The 22789-nt window shown below is 46.0% G+C and carries 27 protein-coding genes and 1 pseudogene; 20 read left to right on the plus strand and 8 right to left on the minus strand.

Features of this window, described 5'->3' with window-relative positions:
• The first annotated feature begins 16 nt into the window (after positions 1–16).
• Positions 17–1693, plus strand: coding sequence for a hydantoinase/oxoprolinase family protein (locus tag GX019_01430; protein HHT35816.1), 1677 nt, complete (start codon positions 17–19; stop codon positions 1691–1693).
• A 5-nt stretch (positions 1694–1698) separates the two neighbouring features.
• Positions 1699–3030, plus strand: a complete 1332-nt coding sequence (locus GX019_01435; protein HHT35817.1) for a histone deacetylase — start codon at positions 1699–1701, stop codon at positions 3028–3030.
• Here the strand turns inward: GX019_01435 and GX019_01440 are convergent.
• Complete coding sequence (locus GX019_01440) at positions 3027–3647, minus strand: GNAT family N-acetyltransferase (GenBank protein HHT35818.1); 621 nt, start codon at positions 3645–3647, stop codon at positions 3027–3029. The two genes, GX019_01435 and GX019_01440, sit on opposite strands and share 4 nt — an antisense overlap.
• Positions 3648–3661: 14 nt before the next feature.
• Complete coding sequence (locus GX019_01445) at positions 3662–4540, minus strand: polysaccharide deacetylase family protein (GenBank protein ID HHT35819.1); 879 nt, start codon at positions 4538–4540, stop codon at positions 3662–3664.
• Between the two features lie 164 nt (positions 4541–4704).
• On the opposite strand from GX019_01445, the gene GX019_01450 reads away from it, so the two are divergent.
• From GX019_01450 to GX019_01460, 3 genes are all read left to right on the plus strand, one after another.
• Positions 4705–5454: an AzlC family ABC transporter permease gene (locus tag GX019_01450; protein ID HHT35820.1), complete on the plus strand. Its 750-nt coding sequence runs from the start codon at positions 4705–4707 to the stop codon at positions 5452–5454.
• Positions 5455–5462: 8 nt separating this feature from the next.
• Positions 5463–5765 (plus strand): AzlD domain-containing protein, encoded by a 303-nt coding sequence (locus tag GX019_01455; GenBank protein HHT35821.1) that lies wholly within the window; start codon positions 5463–5465, stop codon positions 5763–5765.
• An 84-nt stretch (positions 5766–5849) separates the two neighbouring features.
• A complete protein-coding gene (locus tag GX019_01460) occupies positions 5850–7430 on the plus strand; it encodes a glycoside hydrolase family 43 protein (GenBank protein HHT35822.1) in 1581 nt (526 codons plus the stop codon).
• A gap of 132 nt (positions 7431–7562) precedes the next feature.
• On the opposite strand, the gene GX019_01465 is transcribed toward GX019_01460, so the two are convergent.
• The gene (locus GX019_01465) at positions 7563–8402 is read right to left on the minus strand and encodes a hypothetical protein (GenBank protein HHT35823.1); all 840 of its coding nucleotides are present in this window, start codon (positions 8400–8402) and stop codon (positions 7563–7565) included.
• 196 nt (positions 8403–8598) lie between these two features.
• Between GX019_01465 and GX019_01470 the strand changes: the two genes are divergently transcribed.
• From GX019_01470 to GX019_01500, 7 genes are all read left to right on the plus strand, one after another.
• The gene (locus GX019_01470) at positions 8599–9396 is read left to right on the plus strand and encodes a class I SAM-dependent methyltransferase (GenBank protein HHT35824.1); all 798 of its coding nucleotides are present in this window, start codon (positions 8599–8601) and stop codon (positions 9394–9396) included.
• Positions 9397–9467: 71 nt separating this feature from the next.
• Complete coding sequence (locus GX019_01475; protein HHT35825.1) at positions 9468–10358, plus strand: rubrerythrin family protein; 891 nt, start codon at positions 9468–9470, stop codon at positions 10356–10358.
• A gap of 19 nt (positions 10359–10377) precedes the next feature.
• Entirely contained in the window at positions 10378–11250 is an 873-nt protein-coding gene (gene ant(6), locus GX019_01480; GenBank protein HHT35826.1) for an aminoglycoside 6-adenylyltransferase, read from the plus strand.
• Between the two features lie 97 nt (positions 11251–11347).
• Positions 11348–12058, plus strand: a complete 711-nt coding sequence (locus GX019_01485; GenBank protein ID HHT35827.1) for a hypothetical protein — start codon at positions 11348–11350, stop codon at positions 12056–12058.
• A gap of 13 nt (positions 12059–12071) precedes the next feature.
• The gene (locus GX019_01490) at positions 12072–12635 is read left to right on the plus strand and encodes a GNAT family N-acetyltransferase (GenBank protein ID HHT35828.1); all 564 of its coding nucleotides are present in this window, start codon (positions 12072–12074) and stop codon (positions 12633–12635) included.
• A gap of 24 nt (positions 12636–12659) precedes the next feature.
• Entirely contained in the window at positions 12660–12887 is a 228-nt protein-coding gene (locus GX019_01495; GenBank protein HHT35829.1) for a hypothetical protein, read from the plus strand.
• Between the two features lie 18 nt (positions 12888–12905).
• Complete coding sequence (locus GX019_01500; protein ID HHT35830.1) at positions 12906–13184, plus strand: DUF3795 domain-containing protein; 279 nt, start codon at positions 12906–12908, stop codon at positions 13182–13184.
• Between the two features lie 62 nt (positions 13185–13246).
• Here GX019_01500 and GX019_01505 read toward each other — a convergent pair whose 3' ends face one another.
• The 4 genes from GX019_01505 to GX019_01520 form a co-directional block, all read right to left on the minus strand.
• Complete coding sequence (locus GX019_01505) at positions 13247–13438, minus strand: PTS ascorbate transporter subunit IIC (GenBank protein ID HHT35831.1); 192 nt, start codon at positions 13436–13438, stop codon at positions 13247–13249.
• 2 nt (positions 13439–13440) lie between these two features.
• Entirely contained in the window at positions 13441–14451 is a 1011-nt protein-coding gene (locus tag GX019_01510) for an SPFH domain-containing protein (GenBank protein HHT35832.1), read from the minus strand.
• An 82-nt stretch (positions 14452–14533) separates the two neighbouring features.
• Positions 14534–16462 carry a ferrous iron transport protein B gene (gene feoB, locus GX019_01515; GenBank protein ID HHT35833.1) on the minus strand — a complete coding sequence of 643 codons (1929 nt, stop codon included), beginning with the start codon at positions 16460–16462 and terminating at the stop codon, positions 14534–14536.
• A complete protein-coding gene (locus GX019_01520; protein HHT35834.1) occupies positions 16428–16670 on the minus strand; it encodes a ferrous iron transport protein A in 243 nt (80 codons plus the stop codon). Before GX019_01520 ends, feoB begins: the two co-directional genes overlap by 35 nt.
• A gap of 108 nt (positions 16671–16778) precedes the next feature.
• Here GX019_01520 and GX019_01525 point away from each other — a divergent pair, with 108 nt between their 5' ends.
• The gene (locus GX019_01525; protein HHT35835.1) at positions 16779–17261 is read left to right on the plus strand and encodes a MarR family transcriptional regulator; all 483 of its coding nucleotides are present in this window, start codon (positions 16779–16781) and stop codon (positions 17259–17261) included.
• A gap of 54 nt (positions 17262–17315) precedes the next feature.
• Here the strand turns inward: GX019_01525 and GX019_01530 are convergent.
• Positions 17316–18343 (minus strand): annotated as a pseudogene (locus GX019_01530) (M42 family metallopeptidase).
• 166 nt (positions 18344–18509) lie between these two features.
• Here GX019_01530 and GX019_01535 point away from each other — a divergent pair.
• From GX019_01535 to GX019_01565, 7 genes are all read left to right on the plus strand, one after another.
• Complete coding sequence (locus tag GX019_01535; GenBank protein ID HHT35836.1) at positions 18510–19460, plus strand: family 43 glycosylhydrolase; 951 nt, start codon at positions 18510–18512, stop codon at positions 19458–19460.
• 8 nt (positions 19461–19468) lie between these two features.
• Positions 19469–20146 (plus strand): PHP domain-containing protein, encoded by a 678-nt coding sequence (locus GX019_01540; GenBank protein HHT35837.1) that lies wholly within the window; start codon positions 19469–19471, stop codon positions 20144–20146.
• A gap of 21 nt (positions 20147–20167) precedes the next feature.
• The gene (locus GX019_01545; GenBank protein ID HHT35838.1) at positions 20168–20590 is read left to right on the plus strand and encodes a hypothetical protein; all 423 of its coding nucleotides are present in this window, start codon (positions 20168–20170) and stop codon (positions 20588–20590) included.
• Positions 20591–20736: 146 nt separating this feature from the next.
• Positions 20737–21219, plus strand: coding sequence for a hypothetical protein (locus GX019_01550; GenBank protein ID HHT35839.1), 483 nt, complete (start codon positions 20737–20739; stop codon positions 21217–21219).
• Positions 21220–21223: 4 nt separating this feature from the next.
• Entirely contained in the window at positions 21224–21577 is a 354-nt protein-coding gene (locus GX019_01555; GenBank protein HHT35840.1) for a GIY-YIG nuclease family protein, read from the plus strand.
• Positions 21567–21968: a (deoxy)nucleoside triphosphate pyrophosphohydrolase gene (locus GX019_01560; protein ID HHT35841.1), complete on the plus strand. Its 402-nt coding sequence runs from the start codon at positions 21567–21569 to the stop codon at positions 21966–21968. Before GX019_01555 ends, GX019_01560 begins: the two co-directional genes overlap by 11 nt.
• 62 nt (positions 21969–22030) lie before the next feature.
• Positions 22031–22765, plus strand: a complete 735-nt coding sequence (locus tag GX019_01565) for a TetR/AcrR family transcriptional regulator (GenBank protein ID HHT35842.1) — start codon at positions 22031–22033, stop codon at positions 22763–22765.
• The last annotated feature ends 24 nt before the right edge of the window (positions 22766–22789 follow it).

Raw genomic sequence — 22789 nt, forward strand, 5'->3', positions numbered from 1 at the left:
AAGGTGGTGTACGAACTTGTGCGTAATCGGTATCGATGTTGGTGGGACTAACACTGATGCTGCCCTGATCAGCGAAGATAACCGGGTGCATGCATTAGTAAAAACTGCTACCGACCACGATAATATTCTAGGGAGCACTAAAACTGCACTGGAGCAGATTCTAACATATAATCAGGGAAATCAGCCGGTGCAGCTCCATTTATCAACTACTTTATCGACCAATGCGATTGTTGAAGGCAGGGGAGAATCAGCGGCTGTACTGGCGCTTCCCGGTCCTGGCATAAATCTTGGAGACTTTGGGTTTGACTTTCCCATTTTTACTATCCAGGGTTATATTGATCATCGCGGCCGCCAGGTTGCGGATATCGATCGGGAAGAAGTACTCAGGATTGCTGATCAAGCAGCTGATAATGGGGCTAAATCACTTGCTGTCGTAGGCAAGTTCAGCCACCGCAACAACAGCCTAGAAATCAAGGTCAAGGAGATCATTGAATCAGAAGGTCTGCGTTTCAATCAGATTACACTTGGGCATCAGCTGTCCGGCCGCTTGAATTTTCCCCGCAGAATTATGTCTGCCTATCTCAATGCTAGCGTTGCGGCTCTACAGATCGGTTTTGTGGAAGTGATCGAGGAGCTGATGAGGGTCAACCCGATCATTGCTGATGTAAGGATTCTCAAGGCTGATGGCGGTACCATGAGCCTGGCTGAATCCTGCCGGCGGCCGATTGAAACAATCCTCTCGGGACCGGCTGCGAGCATTATGGCTGCCCAAGCATTATCTAGCTATACAGATGAAAATATTGTGGTTATTGATATTGGCGGAACAACTACCGATATTGCCGTTATTGTAGGTGGAGAACCTCTGTACCAGCGCAGCGGAGCTGAAATCGGGGGTTATCAAACGCTAGTGCCGGCACTGTTAACGTATTCAATTGGATTAGGAGGCGACAGTGAGGTTCATATTCAAGGCAGAACGATTCGGCTTGGACCCCGGAGAGCAGGGAGAGCGGTATGCTTAGGGGGATCACAATTGACTCCAACTGATGCAGCAGCTGCACTTGAGCTTGCTGATATCGGTGACCGGCAGAAAGCGGTACAGGTTTTAGAGAAGGCAGCTGAGGGCAAGTTTTCATCGTGGAAAATCTTGGCGGAGGCAATTCTGGAGGCTTTTGCAGAACAGCTCAGCCAAGCAGTTAACGATATCTACAGCAGTCTGGAAAATGTGCCGGTCTATACAGTGTCAGAGATCTTAGCGCCGCCGGACATTCGTCCTAGAGCTGTAGTTGGATTGGGAGCTCCAGCTGAGGTTTTTATTCCATTGGGAGCCCAAAAGCTTGGTCTGCCCTGGGAGATTTTGCCTCATCACGCCGGGGCAAATGGAATTGGTGCAGCAGCTGCGCGTCCCACCATTGCTGTTACCCTCCACGCTGATACGGAGCAGGAAGTGATGATTATTCCTGAGTTGGGTTATCAGGAGCGGATTCGGAGAAATATTCTATTTGATCTGAAAAAGGCGCGGCGAACTGCTGTTGAGCAGACTGCCCTTTATGCGCAGCAGCTTGGTCTAAAGGATTATGGAGACATTCACATCGTAGAGGAAGAAGCGTTTAATGTTGTGCGGGGATTTCATACTGTAGGAAAAATTTTTAACATTCGGGCTCAAATTCGTCCCGGTGTGGAGCGGCTGAGGTGAGTAAAATGCTGAAAGCAAAGCGGCGGGTTGGTCTGATTTTCTTTCCAGCCTTTGACTGGTGCATTACACCAGACCATCCGGAGCGGGAGGAAAGGTTGTTATATACAAGGGATCAGATTCTCGAAGAAGGATTGCTGGATATACCTGGAATTACAGAGTTCCGGCCTTATGTTGCGGAAGATCGGCATATCCAGCGCAGTCACATCTGTGTGCCTAGTGTTGAAAAAAGGGTTTCTGAGCCTCACAGAATTGCTGTTGGTGGGACTATACTCGCAGCGGATCTAGTAATCGATAACAGAGTTGATCGAGCTTTTGCTCTGCTAAGACCTCCTGGACATCACGCTAACCGGATTGTTCACGGTTCGAGAGGTTTCTGCACTGTCAACAATGAGGCGATCATGGTAGAACATATCCGTCATCGCATGGGACCAAATGTGCGGATTGCAATTGTCGATACAGATGCTCACCATGGTGACGGCACTCAAGATATTTTCTACAACGATCCCGGGATCCTCCATATTTCTTTGCATCAGGATGGGCGCACACTATATCCGGGTACAGGTGATATATCAGAGCGGGGCGGACCGGCAGCTTTCGGCCAAACAGTGAACATCCCTCTGCCGCCGGGAACAGGTGACGAGGGAATGCTTTATGTTATGGAGCAGCTGGTTATGCCAATTCTTGCAGAGTGGAAGCCTGATATTATCATTAACGCGGCGGGGCAGGATAACCATTATTCTGATCCGCTGACAAATATGAACTTTAGCGCGGAAGGCTATGCTCGTCTGACTGAGCTGTTGAATCCTGACATTGTGGTGCTGGAGGGCGGCTATTCAATTGAAGGTGCTCTTCCTTATGTGAACGTGGGTCTAATACTGGCACTTGCCGGTTTGGATTACTCCCATCTGCAAGAACCAGACTGGATTCCAGACAGCCAGCGTCAGTCTTCCTCTGTGATGGATATCATCAAGGAGACTGTTGAACAGGTTCGAGAGTTGTGGGAAACACGTGAGCAGGTTGATTTGCGCGGGGAGTTCGGAACAGGTGAGTTTTACTCACGATTGAGATCAATCTATTACGATACTGATCAGATAGTGGAAAGGCAGGATGAGAAAATCAAGTTTTGTTCGCAGTGCTCAGGATGGCGGGAGATTATCTCCGAAGCCTCGAGAGGATATGTTGGGCGGACCCGAATTGCAGCTGTAATTGTTCCCTGGTTAGCCTGCAAATCCTGCCGTGAGGCGGCTATGGCAAAGTATATGGAGCTGCTGGAAGCAAAAGGTTTCAATCATGTCTATTACCAGGACTGCGAGCGAGATCTATACTTGTCCAGCTAATTTCCACGGATCATCATCAACCAGGAACCCTGGAGATCTTTGGTAGTGCCGCACTGTTCAAACCCTGCCTTTTGATAGAGGTGCTTGGCAGGCAGATTGTCTGGGCGAACATTTAAACACACCGCTTGATTAGAAAGCTCAGCTAATACTTCAGCCAGAAGTTTAGTGCCGATTCCTAAACCTCGATATTGAGGAGAAACAGCAATCGAATTGATCCTGCCGCATTTCCGCGGCAGGTTTTGATCTAAGCAAGTGCTGCATCGCATTGTAATCCCGTTGTGAATCAGTTTGTAAATTTCCGTGAACCGGATACTGCGAATCAGGTTGATACAGTGTTTAAATATTTCTCTGCAGTTTTGAATCAGCTGTCTGGATCTGCTGTTATCACTGGTTGCTGAGGTGTAGATGCAGTATCCAAACAGCTTTCCATCCCTATCTTGAACAAGCAGAGCTCTGCTTCCGGTGAGAAGCAGCAGGGAAAACGAGCTTGTAAGCAGTGAAAGCAGCTTTTCCCGCTGTTTGTGTTTGAAAAAGAAGCAGACACTCTCGGGAAAAGCCTCACAGTAGGTCTCGGCAATTTGCCTTGCATCACTAACAGAACCATATCTAAAGACCATGTTCTCACCTCCGGTTATTCAGGCATATCCACCTGAGGAAACTCTTCCGCAGGTGCACCATGCAGCAGCACACTTAAGGGAACTATCTCCAGACCCTTAGCTTGGATTATTTCAATGACCTGCGGCAGGGCTAACACTGTTGCGCGGCGATCGCCGCCTTCGTTTTTGATCAACGCTCCGCTGTCATGGAAGAGAATGATGTCTCCACCTTTAACTTTGTTCTTGACCGTTTTGATGATGCTGTCAGGAGTAACTCCATAGCGCCAATCACGCGTTGATATGGTCCAAAGCACGATGTCCTGTCCAATTAAACTGGCCAGTCTTCGAAATCTACCGTCATACATGCCCCGCGGCGGTCTGACATAGGAAGGGTATACTCCGGTTACAGCGGTAATGGTCGCGGTGGCTTCCAGGATCTCGCCATGCAGTTCAATGGTAGATAGAGTTGGGATATTCCGATGATTATGAGTGTGGTTGCCAATTTCATGACCTTCCTCAGCTATTCTTTGAGCTATTTCTGGGTATTTTTCAACATGAGTGCCTACCATAAAGAAAGTAGCCGGCACATTGTACTCTTTAAGAATATCAAGGATGGCTGGAGTAAACTCTGCGCTGGGACCATCATCGAAAGTCAATGCCACCATATTCGAATCGCGGCTGCCTCTGCGGTAGATATCCGGTTGATGCCCGATTCCATGGTATACGTAAAGGAAAAAGCCGGTAAACATAACTCCAAGCCCAAGACTCAAGGAAATAAAAAACAGCAGTAATTTCATTCCCCGTCTTGACGATTTTATCCAGCGAACCTGCAGCAGATACCAAAATATCAAAGTTAATGCTGCTAACCCCACAATATAGGCGCCTATTCTCAGCAATGCTTCTAAGTTTGCCATCACAATCCCTCCAAAACAGCATATGCATTAGTCAAAATCCTGCTGCATTTAATACAGGATATGTTTCGCTGTCCATTAAAATTTTAGAAGGGTGAGTGAAGCAATAGATTTACTTATAATTTGGTGGTATAATTGCATTTAAAATAAGAAGGAACGTGGGAAGAATGGCCAGAACAAAAGTAAAAACAGCTCTGATCGATAGTGATTTTTTCTATGGTTTTAAACAGGGAATTCCAATAATCCTTGGATATATTCCGGTCGGCTTTACCTTTGGCTTAATGACTGCTGCCGGAGGTCTTTCGCCTTGGCTGGCATTATTAACCTCGCTGACAAATTATACAAGCACGGGCCAGTTTGCCGGTATCAGACTGATTTTAGGCGGATCCGGCTATCTGGAGATCATGCTTACCACTTTGGTGATCAATCTGCGGTATTTTCTAATGGCCTTATCCTTAACCCAGAAAATTGATCCGCATCTAGCTTTGAGTAAGCGAGTGATCTGTGGACTAGGAATTACGGATGAAACCTTTACTGTTGCCGGAATAGAGCAGAGAAGACTGCACTTTCCTTATCTGATGGGTTTAATGCTCGGACCCTTTTTAGCCTGGAGTACCGGTACAATCTTGGGTGCAATAGTCAGTACAGCGCTTCCCCAGCAGCTTACCAGCGCAATGGGAATAGCATTGTATGCTCTGTTTATTGCCCTAATCATTCCTCCAGCTCAAGAATCCCGATCGGTTTTAGCTGTGATTTTTATTGCTGTATCAATTAACACTGTGCTGCAGTTTATGCCGATTTTCAGGTTTATATCTGCAGGTTTTCGAATTATCATTGCAACAATCGCCGCGGCCGGGCTCGGCGCTTGGCTTTGGCCGATGCAGGAAGAACAAGAGAGTGGGGGAGCAGTTCGATGAGCGATATCATGGTTAATCCAATTACAGCGGTATTATTAATGGCAGTAATGACATTTTTGCCCCGAGTGCTGCCGATGGCATTTTTCCGCAGAGAAATCAAATCACCATCAATCAAGGCTTTTTTTAACTATGTGCCATTTGCAGTTTTAGGTGCTATGACTTTTCCTGATATCTTCACGTCGACCGGATCTTTAGTTAGTGCTTCAGCTGGGTGTGCTGCAGCTGTGTTTTTTGCGCTCAGAGGAAAAAGCTTGGTGTTCGTTACAGTTAGTGCGATAGTTGTGGTGTATGCTGTTGGACTACTGATCTAACAAACGGAATGAATTAACTGCACGGTTTAGAAGACTCTGGTACAATAATGTTGGAAAGATAACTCTGGCGAGGTGTTATGGCGAATGAAAATTCAGAACCCAATCCTGCGCGGTTTTAATCCCGATCCATCGATTATTCGAGTCGGAGATGATTATTACATCGCAACTTCTACCTTTGAGTGGTTTCCAGGTGTGCAGATCCATCATTCCAGAGATTTGGTGCACTGGCGGTTAGCGGCCAGGCCGCTTACTCGCAAGACCCAGCTTGATATGACCGGAGCAATCAGCTCCTGTGGGGTTTGGGCGCCCTGCTTATCCTATGACGAAGGCACATTCTATCTAGCATATACCGATGTGAAAACAAAAAGCGGCATTTTTAGAGATATGCATAATTACTTAGTGACCACTGACGATATCTTAGGTGAATGGTCAGAACCTGTGTACTTAAACAGCGGCGGCTTTGATCCATCGCTGTTCCATGATGATGACGGCAGAAAGTGGCTGCTGAACACCATCCATGATCACCGCAAAGGCCGAAACAGTTTTGCTGGTATTTTGCTGCAGGAATACTCACCCGAACAAAAGCGCTTGGTTGGCCCGGTGTACAACATTTTTAAAGGCACAAAGCTGGGGTTCACCGAAGGACCGCATCTTTATAAGCGTGGTGGATATTATTATCTCTTGACCGCGGAGGGTGGAACGGGTTATGGACATGCTGTAACGATAGCCCGCTCGAAAAACATTACTGGACCTTATGAGGTTGATCCGACTAACCCAATTCTAACCTCGCGCAGCAATCCTGACCTGCAGCTCCAGCGGGCAGGCCACGCGGATCTTGTTGAAACCCAAACGGGAGAATGGTACATGGTTCACCTCTGCAGCCGGCCTTTACAGGATCAGGAAGGAAACAACCGCAGCGTTTTAGGCAGGGAAACGGCAATCCAAAAGGTGATATGGACCGAAGATGGATGGCTGCGCATGGCTTCAGGGAACAATGAACCGGAGGAGAAGGTAGATGCACCAAATCTGTCTCTGCATCCATGGGATCCGGAACCTATTCGCGATGATTTTGACAGCCCGAACTTGAATATTCATTTTCAGACACTGAGGGTGCCCTTGGGTGAAGATACGATTTCTCTAACAGATCGGCCGGGCTTCTTGAGATTGAAGGGGAGAGAATCCCTAAGTTCCCAATATGATCAGGCGCTCGTTGCCCGGAGACTGCAGGCTTTCACCTGCACTGCGTCAACATGTGTAGAATTCGAACCAGAGTCCTTCCAACAGATGGCAGGATTGGTCTGCCTTTATGACAATTCGAACTTCTACTATCTGCGCATTTCTTGGGATGAACAACTTGGCAAATGCTTGAACATTATTACCTGTCAAAGCGGTAAATTTGATGAAGCGCTGGACCAGGATATCACCATCGACGGTTGGGAGCGGGTGTATCTTAGAGTCGATGTAGACCATGAAATACTGCAGTTTTTCTATTCGGCGGATGGTGAGAGTTGGAAACCAATAGGTCCCAAGCTGGATGCTGCAATTCTATCAGACGAGCACTGCCGTGGTTTTACCGGAGCATTTGTCGGGTTATGCTGTCAGGACTTTTCCGGTCAGCGGCGGTCTGCTGATTTTGATTTCTTCGCTTATCAAGAGCGAGATTAGCTGATAATGGGAAAGAGCCGTGGGCGGCGTGTCCGCATCACGGCTCTTTCGGGAGAGTGGATAGGTCCTTCTTGCAGAGGAGGTTGAAGAGTCTTATACCACTCGGGATTGCTTTTTATCTGTTTTATTTAATTAAAGTACGAATTCTTCGTCAGGAAACACTGGATGGAGTTCAGATATTTTCCATGAACCTTTCTCCTTGGTAAATTTCATGACCAGACCGAGCAAGGAGTCATCTTCGTCTTCTATTGTAAATTCAGCCACCCATTGATTGCCGACTTTTTCTAGGACGTAGTCCTGCCATGCAGCTTCGTCCTGATCCTCATCCTCGTTATCATCATTGTAATCATCATTGTAACCATCATGGGCAAACATAGAGACAGCTGCAGCAGGTATCAGAAAACCTTTTTCTGTAAAGCTGCTGTGAGGCAGCCATTCAATTATTTTTTCCTCAATATCTGACCAATCAATTTCGTCTGCTCCGCTTTCCAGTACCAGCAGCTTTTCTGCTGGATATAAGAGATTAAAGAAGATGTACATTTCTTCCAGCAAATCTCTGATTCCAGCGAGGAGCGCAGGGGCGTCAATGTTTTTGCCATTGCTGTTGTATAAATCAACTAAAGCATCAAATTTGTTGTTGAAATACTCGTCTTGGATATCAAAACTGTAATCCTCACCATCAGCGATTATTGCTTTGAGGTACTGAGTTTCTTCATCTATTGCTTCTTCGAACCATTCTCTTTCATCATCCGATGTTCCCAATAAAAAGGGATCTGTAAACTGTGCCTTCAGTTTGTTATATCCATCAAGATCTGTAAAATTAACATTCTTGCTGAACGCTGTTATCGTTTTTTCAATCTCACTGCGTTCTTTGTCAAGGCTTGTACCTAATGTTCCAAAACAACCGGTAAACATTACTAAAACTGCAAGCAGTATGATGAAGCGGGACTTCGACAGCATTCTACTGTTCATGAGGCGCTCCTCCCTTGGTTTTGGAAACTTACGAGCTTACTTATATATTATGGTAGTATTTGGAATTTGGCAAGGAGAAAATGGGAAAAATTAAAAATAATTTTAGAAGATAAAACCGCGTTCATGATTGAGCAGGTAATATTCGACAAATTTAGAATTAATACCTTAAGATTAGAACTTTGAGGGGAAGATGGAGATGGACATCACTCGCCATAATCGTGAAGCCTGGAATCGCAAAGTTGCACTGGGAAATACCTGGACCATTCCTGTGGATAAACCGACAATTGAGCAGGCCAAGCGGGGCAATTGGAGTGTGTTTTTAACTCCGACAAAACCTGTGCCGCGAGATTGGTTTGGTGATCTTAAGAATAAGCGGGTTTTGTGTTTAGCATCAGGAGGAGGGCAGCAGGGCCCAATTTTGGCAGCGGCGGGGGCCCGGGTAACTGTTTTTGATAACAGCCCGGCTCAGTTAGAGCAGGACCGCTTGGTTGCCGAGCGGGATAAGCTTCGGCTCGCAACTGAGTTGGGTGATATGCGGGACTTAACGCGTTTTCCCAACGCAAGTTTTGATTTAATATTCCATCCGGTATCGAACTGCTTTATCGATGATATTGAACCAGTTTGGTTCGAATGCAGCCGCGTATTAGCTCCAGGTGGTAGTTTGCTGGCAGGATTCTGCAACCCTCTGCTCTACATATTTGACCCTTATCTGTGGGAAGAACAGCAGCTTGCGGTCAGATTTAAGATACCTTATTCAGATTTGGAACAGCTTTCTGCCGAAGAACTTCAGAATAAAATTCTCGATCAAGAACCGCTGGAGTTTGGCCACTCTTTAGAAGAGCAGATTGGCGGCCAGATCCGAGCTGGATTTTTAATAAATGGGTTTTATGAGGATTCCTTTGGCGGCGATTTACTTGATCGGCATATTGATACTTTCATTGCTACCCGTGCAGTGAAACCGCGGAAGATGCACGGAGCGCTCATAATTGACTGAGTTGCTCTGTTTCTCATTTCGGGCTATACTGGTATGTGGTATGAGAGACTAGATTTAGGAGGTGGTTTTAAATGGCTGAAGCGGGAAGAGGACTGTCTGAGCAGACACTGGCAGTTATTACGGCTCTGCAGCAGAATGAAGTTACTGAGCGGCAGATTTACTTAAACCTCTCTCAGCGGGTTAAGAAGGAATCGGATCGAGCCACACTGAAGCGCATAGCCGGCGAAGAAGCTAAGCATGCTGAGACCTGGCGGCGCTACACCAACAAGAAGCTGAGGCCCCAATGGATTAAAGTATGGTTTTATACTCTTGTAAGCATTATTCTCGGCTACACGTTTACGATCAAGATTATGGAAAAAGGGGAAAAGGTAGCTCAGCGCAATTACGGCCAGCTGATTATGGAGGTTCCGGAAGCAGCGCAGATTTTAAGGGAAGAAGAGGAGCATGAGGAAGCCCTAATTGCAATGCTCGATGAAGACCGGCTGCAGTATGTAGGGTCGATGGTGCTCGGTCTTAATGATGCTTTAGTTGAGCTAACTGGTACACTGGCAGGTTTAAGTTTTGCGCTGCAGAATAATAGATTAGTTGCTCTCTCCGGATTGATTACTGGTATTTCTGCAACCCTTTCCATGGCATCGTCTGAGTACTTGTCAGCTCGGTCCGAAGGCAGTACCGATGCATACAAGTCTGCTCTCTATACAGGAGTAATGTATATCTTTGCTGTGGTCTGCTTAGTTCTGCCGTACCTGCTGTATCCAGCAGATCAGTACTTGGCTGCTCTGCTTACGATGTTAGCGATTGTAGTAGTGATTATTCTCGCATTCACCTACTATATCTCCGTTGCCAAAGACCTGCCCTTTAAGAAGCGCTTCACCGAGATGGCGACTATCAGCTTATCAGTGGCAGTGCTTTCATTCTTAGTAGGGTTCTTAGTTAAGCATTTCTTGGGTATCGACATTTAAAGAGCTGCAGGTGATCTCATTGCGAACTGAGCAGGAAATGATGGAGCTGATTCTTAAATTTGCCGAAAAAGACGAGCGGATCCGGGTGGTAGGGATGGAAGGTTCGCGCACCAACGTTAAGGTCCCCAAGGATCAGTTTCAGGATTATGACATTACCTATGTCGTGACAGAAATGGATTCATTCACCAAGGGTGATGGCTGGCTTGATTATTTCGGCCAGCGGATGATTATGCAGAAACCGGAGGCGATGGAACTTTTTCCGCCCGAATTGGGCAATTGGTTTTCATACCTAATGCTTTTTGAGGATGGAAATCGCATTGACTTAACTCTGGTACCCATCAATGAATTGGAGTTATATTTAACCAGCGATAAACTGCTTACGATCTTGCTGGATAAAGATGGACGTGTCCCAATTAAACCAGTTCCGACGGATGTTGACTATCACGTTAAAAAGCCATCAGCGCAGATGTTTGATGATTGCTGCAATGAGTTCTGGTGGGTATCAACCTATGTGGCGAAAGGCCTATGCCGCGGCGAAATCTTGTTTGCCATTGAGCACTTAAACAATTATGTGCGGCCCATGCTTTTGCAGATGCTTGCCTGGCAGGTTGGCATTAAAACCTATTTTTCGCTCAGTGTCGGCAAGGCATATAAGTATTTGGACCAATACCTGGGTAAAGATGATTGGAATCAGCTGTTGGCTACCTATCCTAATGGGACGCCAGATGCAGTGTGGGAGGCATTATTTACCTGCCACCGGCTGTTTCGTAAATCTGCTTCCGATACTGCTGATCGCTTGGGGTTTGCTTATCCGGATTATGATCAAAATGTGTCTCGGTATATTATGCGCCTGCATCGCTGCTATTTTGAAAACATCAAGAATGAAAGCTGACGAGTTTTTCTCAGCTTTTCCCCTCTTCAGACAATAAAAGAAGGGGCAGAAGAAAAAACCCGGTAGTATTACAGTAATCAGATGGGTGGTGGACACTGTGAAAAACTGCCAAATGAAACCAGTAGACAGCGCGAGCGAGGCACAGTGGCTGCTCACTGCGATTGAGAAGCCTTGGAGTCGTTCTCCAGATGCGAACTATGCCGCAGCGGTTGTTCCTTGTGGATTTGTAAAATACCTGCGGTTGCTGCATCCCGCGTACTTAAGTGACAATCAGGAAATCTCTTGGTCAGAAGTGGCGAAACAAACAGGGCGTACACCACACAGTCAAATGCAGTGGCACAGGATTATAAACTGTAGAGATTCGGGGCAGTCTTCACACGATTTGACAGCTCCACAGATAGGTTACCTTCCTGAAAGACAGGCCACGGTACTGGTTGAAATCTTATCCAAACATACACGTACGCCGGAAGAGTGCTTTTTTGCAATTTGGGATGGATGGGGCTATTCACAGCTGGATAAATTCGAAAATCAAACAGCAAGTTTCCAGCTGTGGGAGCGCCGTTATTATTTGGCGACAGGCAGCATCAGTGCCTATCTGGCAGGTGTATCAGTTGGTATGCCGCCAAGTATTTGGTGGCCTCGGGATCGCAGTTGGTGTGCTGCCACTGATATCGATTTGATGTGGACTTATGTTGGTGGAACAAAATCTTGCATTGATGCAGTAATTGTTGATGGCAGACTTGAGGTTTGGGAAGCAGTCCTTGATGACAGAATCGATATCCATGGCGATGACATTAACATAGATTGAGGGGTCAGTTCTGATGAATGAATTGGTGATTGTAAAACCTACCAAGGATGACTTCTCCTCAGCATGTACCGTCTTTGAACTGTCAATCCGCGATGCCTTTGAGCGGGATGGCTTGGGACATCTCAAAGAGGATATTAAAAACGAGATCGAGGAAAAGAAGAATCTGCTGACCTACTCGCTTGTGAATCCAGATTCTGATGTTCACTTTTTCGCTGCTAAACTGGGCGGTAATGTTATTGGCACCATCTCGTTTGGACCTTGCGGAGATGATATTAAAATAGTGACCAATAACGAGCTTGCTGATGTTGGAGAGCTGGGCAGCCTATATGTGCTGCCGCAATTTCAGCGAAGCGGTATAGGTTCAGCATTAATTACAGCCATGATAAACCATCTTAATAAACAGGGGATCGAGCAGTTTTGTTTAGACAGCGGTTATAAGCAGGCTCAGCAGATCTGGTTGAAAAAATTCGGAACACCCTATGCGATCGCACAAGATTACTGGGGCGAAGGGTATGATCACATGGTTTGGCTGTGCAGTGTCAGAGATTTTCAAACAGCAGGGAAATTGGGATCTTAATACTACCCTATAGAGGCTGATAGAATGCCAGTTAACAGTGAAGAGCTTAGAAGTATTATTGTGCAATTTGCAGAGTCGGGTTGGGATTTGATTGATGAACCCGCAAGAGCGTGGCTTGATGGCAGAATGAGCAGTGCCGAATTACTGCCCATAATTATGCAGGCGGATCTCGAGTGTGGAAGCTGCGGCTGTGAATTTGATCCGCTTTACAAAATAGCAATTACAGAGCTGCGGCAGATAATCAAAGCTTAGTTAAAGGGGATTAGGTAAATGGAGCTCAGTACTTGTGGCTTGGACTGTCAGGAATGTCGCTTTTATCAAACGAGCTGTAATGGATGTCGAGCTGTAGAGGGCAGGCCATTTTGGACCGATACAGGGTGTGAGTTGTTTATCTGCTGCTCGGAAAAAGCATATTATTCATGTGGCGACTGCCCTGAATTACCTTGTAAACAATTTACCGATTTAAAAGATCCTAATATAAGTGATGAAGAGCATTTAAAGGAACTGGATAAAAGGGTTAAAAGGTTGAGAAGTAATTTATCTAACTAGTTGCGAAGACTAGCTAAAAACACCCTGCTTGGTTTTTAGAACAAGCAGGGTGCTTTTCTTTTCTAGCGTGTATTTTTTTCTGAAATACTATCAGGTATATAGCGACCAGTTTTTTTTCTCTGCCGGACGCACTCTGTCAGCAGATACTCAATTTGGCCATTGATTGAACGAAAATCCTCTTCAGCCCAGGCTGCAATCTCCGCATACAACTTAGGTGACAGCCGCAGTGCAATTTGCTTCTTGCGTTCAGCCATTGCTAATACAGGCTGCCGCTGTTGACCACGGGCTGAGCATCTTTATTGCCGCAGAGGATGACCAGCAGGTTGGATACCATGGCAGCTTTGCGCTCCTCATCAAGTTCGACTATTTTGTTTTCGTTAAGCTGATCTAAAGCCATCTCTACCATGCTTACAGCGCCTTCCACGATCATCTTTCTGGCATCAATGATAGCTCTTGCCTGCTGTCTCTGCAGCATAACTGCGGCGATCTCGGGAGCGTAGGCAAGGTAGGTTATACGGGTATCTAAAATTTCGATCCCCGCGTTTTCCACTTTTTTCTGCAGTAGATTACGGATCCGCTCAGCCACAATTGTGCTTGATCCCCGCAAACTGCCTTCATCCGGTTCACCATCGCCGGTGGTGTCAATTCCTTCAGCCACATCATAGGGATAGATGCGGACAATATCCCTAACTGCGCTGTCACATTGAAGCGAGAGGTACTCTTTGTAGTTATCCACATTGAACACCGCTTTAGCAGTATCAACTACCTGCCACATTACAGCAACGCCGATTTCAACGGGATTTCCTAAGACATCATTTACTTTTTGTTTGGAATTGTTTAAGGTCATGATTTTCAGCGAAATTTTCTTGTTAAGACCATCAGTAGAGATTTGGTTTCCTGCAGGAACAATGGACTTAGTTTCTACATCACCACTTTGGCCGAGCCGAGTTTTAGCGGCTGGATTAACCGCTGTTGAGAATGGGTGAACCCAATAAAAACCGGGTTCTTTAAGGGTACCGATATATTCTCCGAACAAAGTAAGGACTAATGCTTCTTGGGGCTTTATTATCTTCAGCCCGATAAAAGGTACAATCCCGAAAATCACCCAGAGAATACCCGCCGCTAACAGAACACCGCCAAAGGCGTTTGCCCCTCGGTCAATTAATACTCCACCGATTACAATCAAAGCGATTGCTGCCAAGTAGAGGAGAATGAAAAGAATCAGCATCGGCAGTCCTGGTCTGGCTTTTAAGATTTTCTCTTCCATTGCCTTCCTCCTTTGTATTAAAATGCTACTTGAATGATATCATAATAATATCAATGGTGTAAATAGGTATTATAACATGGAGTTAGACTAATCCCAGCAGTCTTGCTCCCTGCGCCGTGATAAAGCAGAGAACAATACCGGTAAGCGTCGGTACCAGGAAAGAGATCCAGGTCCATTTCAAGCTTTGGGTCTCTTTTCGTATGGTCCAAAGAGTGGTGCCGCAGGGCCAGTGGTTTAAGGAGAAAAGCATTGAGCACACAGCAGTCACCCAAGTCCATCCATTGTCCAGCAATAGCTGTTTCAGTTCAGTGAGAGTGTCCAGTTCCAGCATCGATCCTTCCGCCATATAGCTCATAATTAAGATTGGAATCACGATTTCATTGGCAGGCAGACCAAGAATAAACGCCATGAGGATGTATCCATCCAGCCCGATCAGGCGCGCAAAGGGGTCAAAGAATGCGGCGCAGTGAGTTAAGAGGCTCTGCCCGCCGAGAGAAACATTGGCCATGATCCAGATAATCAATCCTGCCGGTGCAGCAATGGCGGCTGCTCGCCCCAGCACAAACAGAGTGCGATCAAGCAGCGAACGGACTATTACTTTACCGATCTGCGGCTTGCGGTACGGAGGCAGCTCCAGGATAAACGAGGAAGGAATTCCTTTAAGAATAGTTTTCGACAGAATTTTCGATACAACCAGTGTGATACCAACTCCCAAGAGAATTGCAGCCAAAACGGTCAAAGCCGCTGTGAAGGTGCCTAATACGCCAACAGACGATACAAGAAATATGGAGGCTAGGGCAATGAGTGTAGGAAAGCGGCCGTTGCAGGGGACAAAATTGTTGGTGATTACAGCGATTAGGCGTTCCCGCGGCGAATCAATGATGCGGCATGCTGTTACTCCCGCCGCATTGCAGCCAAAACCCATGCACATTGTCAAGGCCTGTTTGCCGTGGGCAGAGGCCTTTTTGAAGTAGTAATCTAGGTTAAAGGCTGCCCGCGGCAAATAGCCCAAATCCTCTAACAGCGTGAACAGGGGAAAGAAGATGGCCATAGGAGGGAGCATTACTGATACTACCCACGCAAGTGTCCGGTAGACACCGAGGACAAGCATATCGTGGAACCATGTGGGAACTCCGATTTGATCGAACAATCCTGATAACCAGCCTTCAATCCAAAAGAGCCCATTAGACAAAAGCTGCGAAGGATAATTGGCTCCGGCAATAGTGATCCAGAAGATCATACCTAACAGGGCGAGCATGATCGGGATTCCACTCCGGCGTGAAGTGAGGATTCGATCTAATCTGCGGTCAAGCTGATGTGGTTCAGTGGTTTCTGCAGTTATCACTTTAGCTGCGATTTCATCAGCTACTTTCACTGTGCTGACAGCAATTGCTTCATGGTGTGTGACCAGTTTTTCGGTGATGACCTCAGATTTTAGTTCGGGAATCAGGATCGGTCTTGGAATGATCTCGCCGCTTGCAACTTTGTCAACAGTGGCCTTTAATTCATCCAGACCGACTTTGCTGCGGGCGGCTGTTCCTACAACAGGTACACCCAACAGCTGTTCCAGCTTGTTTAAATCTACTTTAATCCTTTTCTTCTTCGCTTCATCCATTAGATTGACACAGACAACTACCTTCGGGGTGACCGCCATGATCTGAAGCACCAGGTTTAGATTCCGCTCTAAGCAGGTGGCATCCACAACAACCACGACTGCATCAGGCTTTTCGTTGTAGAGAAAATCTCTGGCAATTTCTTCTTCGGTTGAATTAGCAAGCAGAGAATAGGTGCCCGGAAGATCTACCAATACAAATGTCCTGCCGTTGTGCATGTATCTTCCTCTGGCATTCTCCACTGTTTTTCCCGGCCAGTTACCAGTGTGTTGGTTTAAACCAGTCAGACTGTTGAAAATGGTGCTTTTTCCTGTATTGGGATTGCCAGCCAAGGCGATGATTTTGCTCATTGCTTTCACCTCTTTAGTTAATAGGATCGATAATGATGTGGGCTGCATCTTCGGAGCGCAGTGCAATCACTGTGCCCCGGATTTGATAAGCAGTAGGATCCCCTGCCGGGCTTCTCTGCAGCGCTTTTACGGTTGTATTGCTGATTAATCCTAAATCGAGCAGGCGGCTGCGAATTGTGCTGTTCGCAGTAATGTATCTTACTTTTCCTACCTGGTTGATTGGAAGCAGATTGAGAGACAGCTCATTATTACTCATGGATCAACGCCCCTTGCCATAAGTTAGTGGTGGGAAACTTTTTATCAATCTAGCGTATGAAGGAGTCATGTTTCTTGTTACACAAAAAATCAGGGGAGCTGAAGAGACATGAGTGCAGAGCAGAATTTTCACACGGTGCGGGGCTATCAGCTGTTAAATGCTGAGGATCGAGTGCTGACTCCAAGCATGGAGGATTATTTGGAAATGATTTATCGCATCTGCGCCGAAGCAGGATTTGCGCGGGTCAATCAACTTGCCGATCGCCTCAATGTGCGCCCATCATCGGCGACAAAGGTTGTTCAAAAACTAAGTGAGCTGGGATTAGTAACCTATGAAAAATATGGAACGATTGGCCTGTCGAAGCAGGGAAAGGAGTTGGGGAAGTTTTTACTGCAGAGACATGAGATTATCCAGGAGTTTCTGCACAACTTGGGCATCGAAGAAATGCTGTTAAAGGATACCGAGTTAATTGAGCATGATGTCAGCCGGTCTACATTGGAGTTTATTAAGATATTCAACGAGTTTTTCGCCGAGCACCCACAGATCAAAACTAGATATGATCAGTACCGCATGCAGAGACGAAAAAAATAAACCTGACCTAACCTAGGCGCAGGTTAAGTCAGGTTCAATCGCGTTTGGTTCCGGTTAGTTGCCGATCATTGACGAAAGCAGGTAGTGATAGACTAATTTTGCTGTGTTGACCAGGGCTTCCACATGGGTTCGTTCAAAGGCATGAGATGCATCAATTCCAGGGTCGATCAGTCCGTGGACAATGTCGTGTCCGGCTCGCAGTGCAGCGCTGGCGTCAGAACCATAATAAGGATAGATATCGACTTTATAATTCAGTTTGTGCTGTTCTGCTAACTTAACTAAACGCTGCCGTAGATGGTAGTTGTATGGACCTGATGAGTCCATAGCGCAGATGGAAACGGAAAACTCATCCGCAGTCAGGCCATCCCCAATAGCACCCATATCAACCGCCAGATACTCAACCACTTCATCCGGTATATTGGAGTTACCGCCGTAGCCCACTTCTTCATGGTTAGAAAATAAAATATGGGTGGTATAAGGGAGTTGGATTCTGTTGTCATGAACAGCTTGAATCAGATATAACAAGATTCCAACGGGCTGGCTTTATCATCTAAATGGCGTGATTTAATAAAGCCGCTTTCAGTGATTTCAGCGCGGGGATCGAAAGCCACAAAGTCGCCAACGCTGATGCCAAGCTTTTTGACATCTTCCGCAGATTTTACCTTCTCATCAATTCGCACTTCCATGTTATCACTATTGCGTTCGGCCGTACCTGCGTCTTTGTATACATGCACTGAGGTTTGGTGCATTAAGATTGTACCGCTGAATGTTTTTCCGCTGGCAGAAAAGATGCGGCAGTATTCACCTTCAATGTGGTTCCAGCGGCTGCCGCCAACCAGAGCCAGTTTCAGTCTGCCATTTGCTTTAATCTCCTTAACCATCGCACCCAGAGCATCGACATGGGCGGTGATCATGCGGTGCGCATCCCCGTTTTTACCGGGTAGGGTTGTAATCAAGCCGCCTTTGTTGTTGCGCTTGGCAGGCAGGTCTAGTTTAACCAGAAATTCTTCGAGCTGTTTGAGAATCTGGTCAGTAAAGCCTGTGGGGCTGGGTATGTTTACCAAATCATAGATAATCTTCATCATTTTATGGCCATCAAAGTTGATTTCCATGCCGCCACTTCCTTTGCGAGTATTATTCATATTCCAGTCTTGGTGATAATTCTTTGGTTTATGAACTAAAAATTCCTGCTCATGGCAGGATAATAACCAGATTTTCCTAAAGAATAATGCAGAGGAGGGGTAAGAGATGAGCCGGAAACTGCATCTGCAGGAAATTCCACTGCACGATCCATTTGTTTTTGCCTGCGAAAAAACACAAACTTATTACTTATACAACAGCGCCCGAATAATGGCGGAAGATAAATTGGACAGGTTTGGAATCAAGGTATACACCAGCACTGATTTGATTAATTGGGAACCGCCGCGGATTGTGTTTGAAATCCCAGATGGAATTTGGGCAAATCCCAAACATGGAGCTTGGGCACCGGAAGTTCATTTGTATCAGGGTAGATATTACTTGTTTGTTACGCTGCACAATCGCGACCGGATTATGAAACAGCCGCCTCAAAGCCGAGAACTAAACCATTGGCGGGGTACGGTGATAGCAGTCAGCGATTCGCTGTTTGGTCCTTTTAAGCTCTTAAAAACTGATGAGCCTTATCCGCATGGGGAGTTTATGACACTGGACGGAACTTTATTTGTTGATGAGTTTGACCAGCCCTGGATGGTGTACTGCCATGAGTGGGTGCAGATTTTAGACGGTACGGTGGAGGCTGTAAAGCTGCAGCCGGATTTGGCAGGTACCATTGCGGAACCGATCCATCTGTTCAAAGGCTCGGATGCTCCGTGGATCAATGCTGAGCGGGTTCCGGAGGCAAGGGAGTATATCTATGTTACTGACGGACCACAGCTTTACCGTACCTATCGAGATGAACTTTTGATGTTATGGTCAAGCTATAATCGGGATGGTTATGTCCAGACTCTTGCCCGTTCTGAAACCGGAAAGCTTGAGGGACCGTGGGTACAGCTGGAACCCCTGGTATATGAGGACAGTGGACACGGTATGCTGTTTCAAACATTTAAGGGAGAGCTGATGTTGATTCTCCATTCTCCGTTTGAAATGCCCCGTTCTAGAGCTCATATTTATCGGATGGAGGATACTGGTACCAATCTCAACGTAATTGAAAGGATAATATAATAAGGCCAATGGAAAAAGTTTACCGCTATGAAACGCATGCGCATACAGCTGAAGTGAGCAGATGTGGGCAGATCAGCGCAGTTAAACTCGTTAGAACTTATAAAGACTTAGGTTACAGCGGTCTGTGCATCACTGACCATTTCCTTAACGGTAATACCACAGTACCCCATGATTTAGCTTGGGATGAGCAGATTAAACTGTTCAGCCGCAGTTATTACAAAGCGTATGAAGAAGGACAGCGCTTGGGAATGAGGGTGTTTTTTGGATGGGAGTATTCCTTTCGGGGCACTGATCTGCTTACCTACGGATTGGATCCGGAATGGCTGCTGGCTCATCCCGAGGTGATGGAGCTGCATATTAATCATTACTGTGATTTAGTGCACGACCACGGCGGCTTTATTGCTCACGCCCATCCGTTTCGCGAGGCTGATTATATCGATTTAATCAGACTTTTGCCGCGCAAGGTGGATGCTGTGGAAGTGATTAACAGCTGCCGAACTGATTTTGAAAATGCCTTAGCAGACCAGTACGCAGATAACTACCATCTGTTGAAAATTGCTGGCAGTGATAATCACGTAGGGTATCTTGAGACTTTTGCAGGACTGGAATTACCGCGTCCGGCGGAAAACATCTGTGACTTACTTAACGCTGTTAAAACAGGAGCAGCAAAGGTATTTGTTATTTAAAGATCTGCGAGGGGGATAACTATGGATTTAAAAAAAGAAGTATCAGAAGCGCGTGTAGCAGCGCTGCGGGTTCTGGATTCACTGGATCGAATCGAGAGGCAGCTTAGGAGTGCCAAAAACTGGGGAATTGTTGATCTTTTTGGCAGAGGCATGCTGTCCGGTTTAATCAAACACAGCAAGATGGATGATGCCCAGCGAGAACTGCGCCAGGTACAGCGGGATCTGCAAATCCTTCAAAAGGAACTTCGCGATATCAATATCCATTTTCATGGTGAGATCAGTATGTCGGGTTTTCATAAATTTATGGATATCGTTTTCGACAATGTTGTATCAGATTGGATGACCCAAAGCCGCATCAATAAAAGCCTGCAGGAAGTGGAAAGAGTAAAAGATGCGGTGAATGATGTGCTGCTAACTTTGAACAGAATAGAAAAAGAAGCGTAAACACTCAAACCTCAGCGAGATGATGCTGAGGTTTTTCTATTGACACTGTGGTTTCTTTGATGTATGATCTCATTAGTAAATTACTAAATTACTAGACTAGTAAAATGGACAGATGAAATCTGATCACTTACAACGGAGGACAGCTAATGAAGATACCAACAACACTTAAGCACAAGCCGGTCATCGTATCGGAAAACTACGAGAAAGTTGACGGCAGAAGCGCCTATATCTCAGATGCTAAGGGATTATCCTTAGGTTTAGCTCAGTGGAATGACCGGGGAAAAGTGGATATTTCGGCTAAAGTTTGGCGCTATACTGGGGAGAAATGGTCGAGGCAGTCAGAGGAGATGCCGCTTCACAGAGTGCTGGATCTGGCTATTTTGATCTGTCGTGCGCAGCAGTATTTCCGCGAAAACGCTTACCGCTTTCCCAAACTTTATGATGATAACCAGCCGACAATTGATCGGATTGGGCTTCAGGGGGATGCGATGACAGTAGCCGTGTGCACTGACAATGAGAAATTAGATGAAGACATCCAGCTTTTTCACCAAGCTTTAAGCAGCGATGATGAACTGATTAGTGAGAGACTGCGGGTCCTAGCTCGAATTTTGAAGGAGATGGGGTATTAAGACAATGAATAAAAAGAAAGAACTGAAAGCGCTTTATAAAGAGATGAAGCCGGATATGGGTATCTTTATGGTGCAGTGCTTGAAAAATAATAAGTGCTATCTAGAAGCAGTACAGGATTTGAAAAGCAGAATCAACCGCACCAAGTTCCAGCTGGATTTCGGTAATTTCCCCAATCGGGAGCTTCAACAGGATTGGCAGCAGTATGGACGGGAGAACTTCAAGTTTGAAATTCTAGAACAGTTAGATTATGATCGGGATGAGCAGAAGACTGATTACAGCGAAGAACTGGAAATTTTACTGCAGATTTGGTCTGATAAATTGAGCGCTCAAAACACCAAGCTGTACAATGAGGAGTAAACTTATGGATGTGACGGCAGCGATAATCATGAAAGAAGGACAAGTCTTAATAGCCAGGCGGGCCCCAGGTCGCAGCCTGGCAGGAAAATGGGAGTTTCCCGGCGGAAAAGTTGAATCGGGTGAAAGTTTAGCTGCATGCCTGAAGCGGGAAATTCGGGAGGAACTAGGAATTGAGATTAACGTTGGAGAACGTTTTTGTGAAAGCACCGATGAATCAGGCCGGATTAGACTGATATCTTTCCTGGCCGAATGGGTGGCAGGAGAGATCACGCCCACAGCGCACAGTCAGATCTGCTGGGCTGACCCGATGGAGCTGAGCCGCTATGACTTTGCCTCTGCCGATCTTCCAATTGTAAAGAAGCTGCAGGAAGAACGCCAGCGGCTCACTTGATTTCTATTCTGTAATAATATACAATTAATTAAACAACCGGTTAGTTAATAGGAGGAGATCTCTTGCGTGATAGTGAAAATACAGCTAAAGAGAGAATCCTAAATGCGGCTGCTAAGCTTTTTTCCGAGAGAGGTTTCGATGGAACGACCGTAAGTGAAATTGCCAGAAAAGCCGAGGTAAACAAAGCACTGATTTATTATTACTTCCAGAATAAAGCAGACATCCTCGACAATTTGGTTCAATTTTTACTTGAGAATGTGGCCGGTATCACAATCGATTATATCTACCCAACGATTGAAAAAATGGCGGCAGCAGAAGCTTTGGTCATCAAACCTGACCGGATCTACTTTGCGGATCAAGCTGCGGCTGCATACTTTATGGACAGCATTAATAAGTATTATGCAAAGGTACTTGACTATGCGCTGGAGCACCGGAAAATTATCCGGATCATTATGCTGGAATCGCTCAAGGAAAACGAAGACCGCAATGATTTATTCAAAATGCTGGACTATACTCGGGACAGTGAGAACAAACTGTACAAGAGCATTGTCAGCACCAAAGAAAAATTTACTTATACCGATGATCTAGAGCTGTTTAGATTTTTCTTTCTGCTCATTCCTCTCTTTAATTTTGCAGCTTACTGTGATGAATATCAAGCTGTTGCTCATTTGACAGAAGATGAACTGAAAGCCTCGTTTATCCGTTCTTTCCAAATTATCACCTCCTCACTAGTTAGTGGGAGCGACATATTACTGCGCAATGAAAATTCAGCGGAAGGGGGGAAACAGCCAAAGTAGCGGAGAATTATCATTATAAATACA

It is taken from the genome of Bacillota bacterium, assembly GCA_012837335.1.
Taxonomy (GTDB): Bacteria; Bacillota; Limnochordia; order Darwinibacteriales; family DTU012; genus DTU012.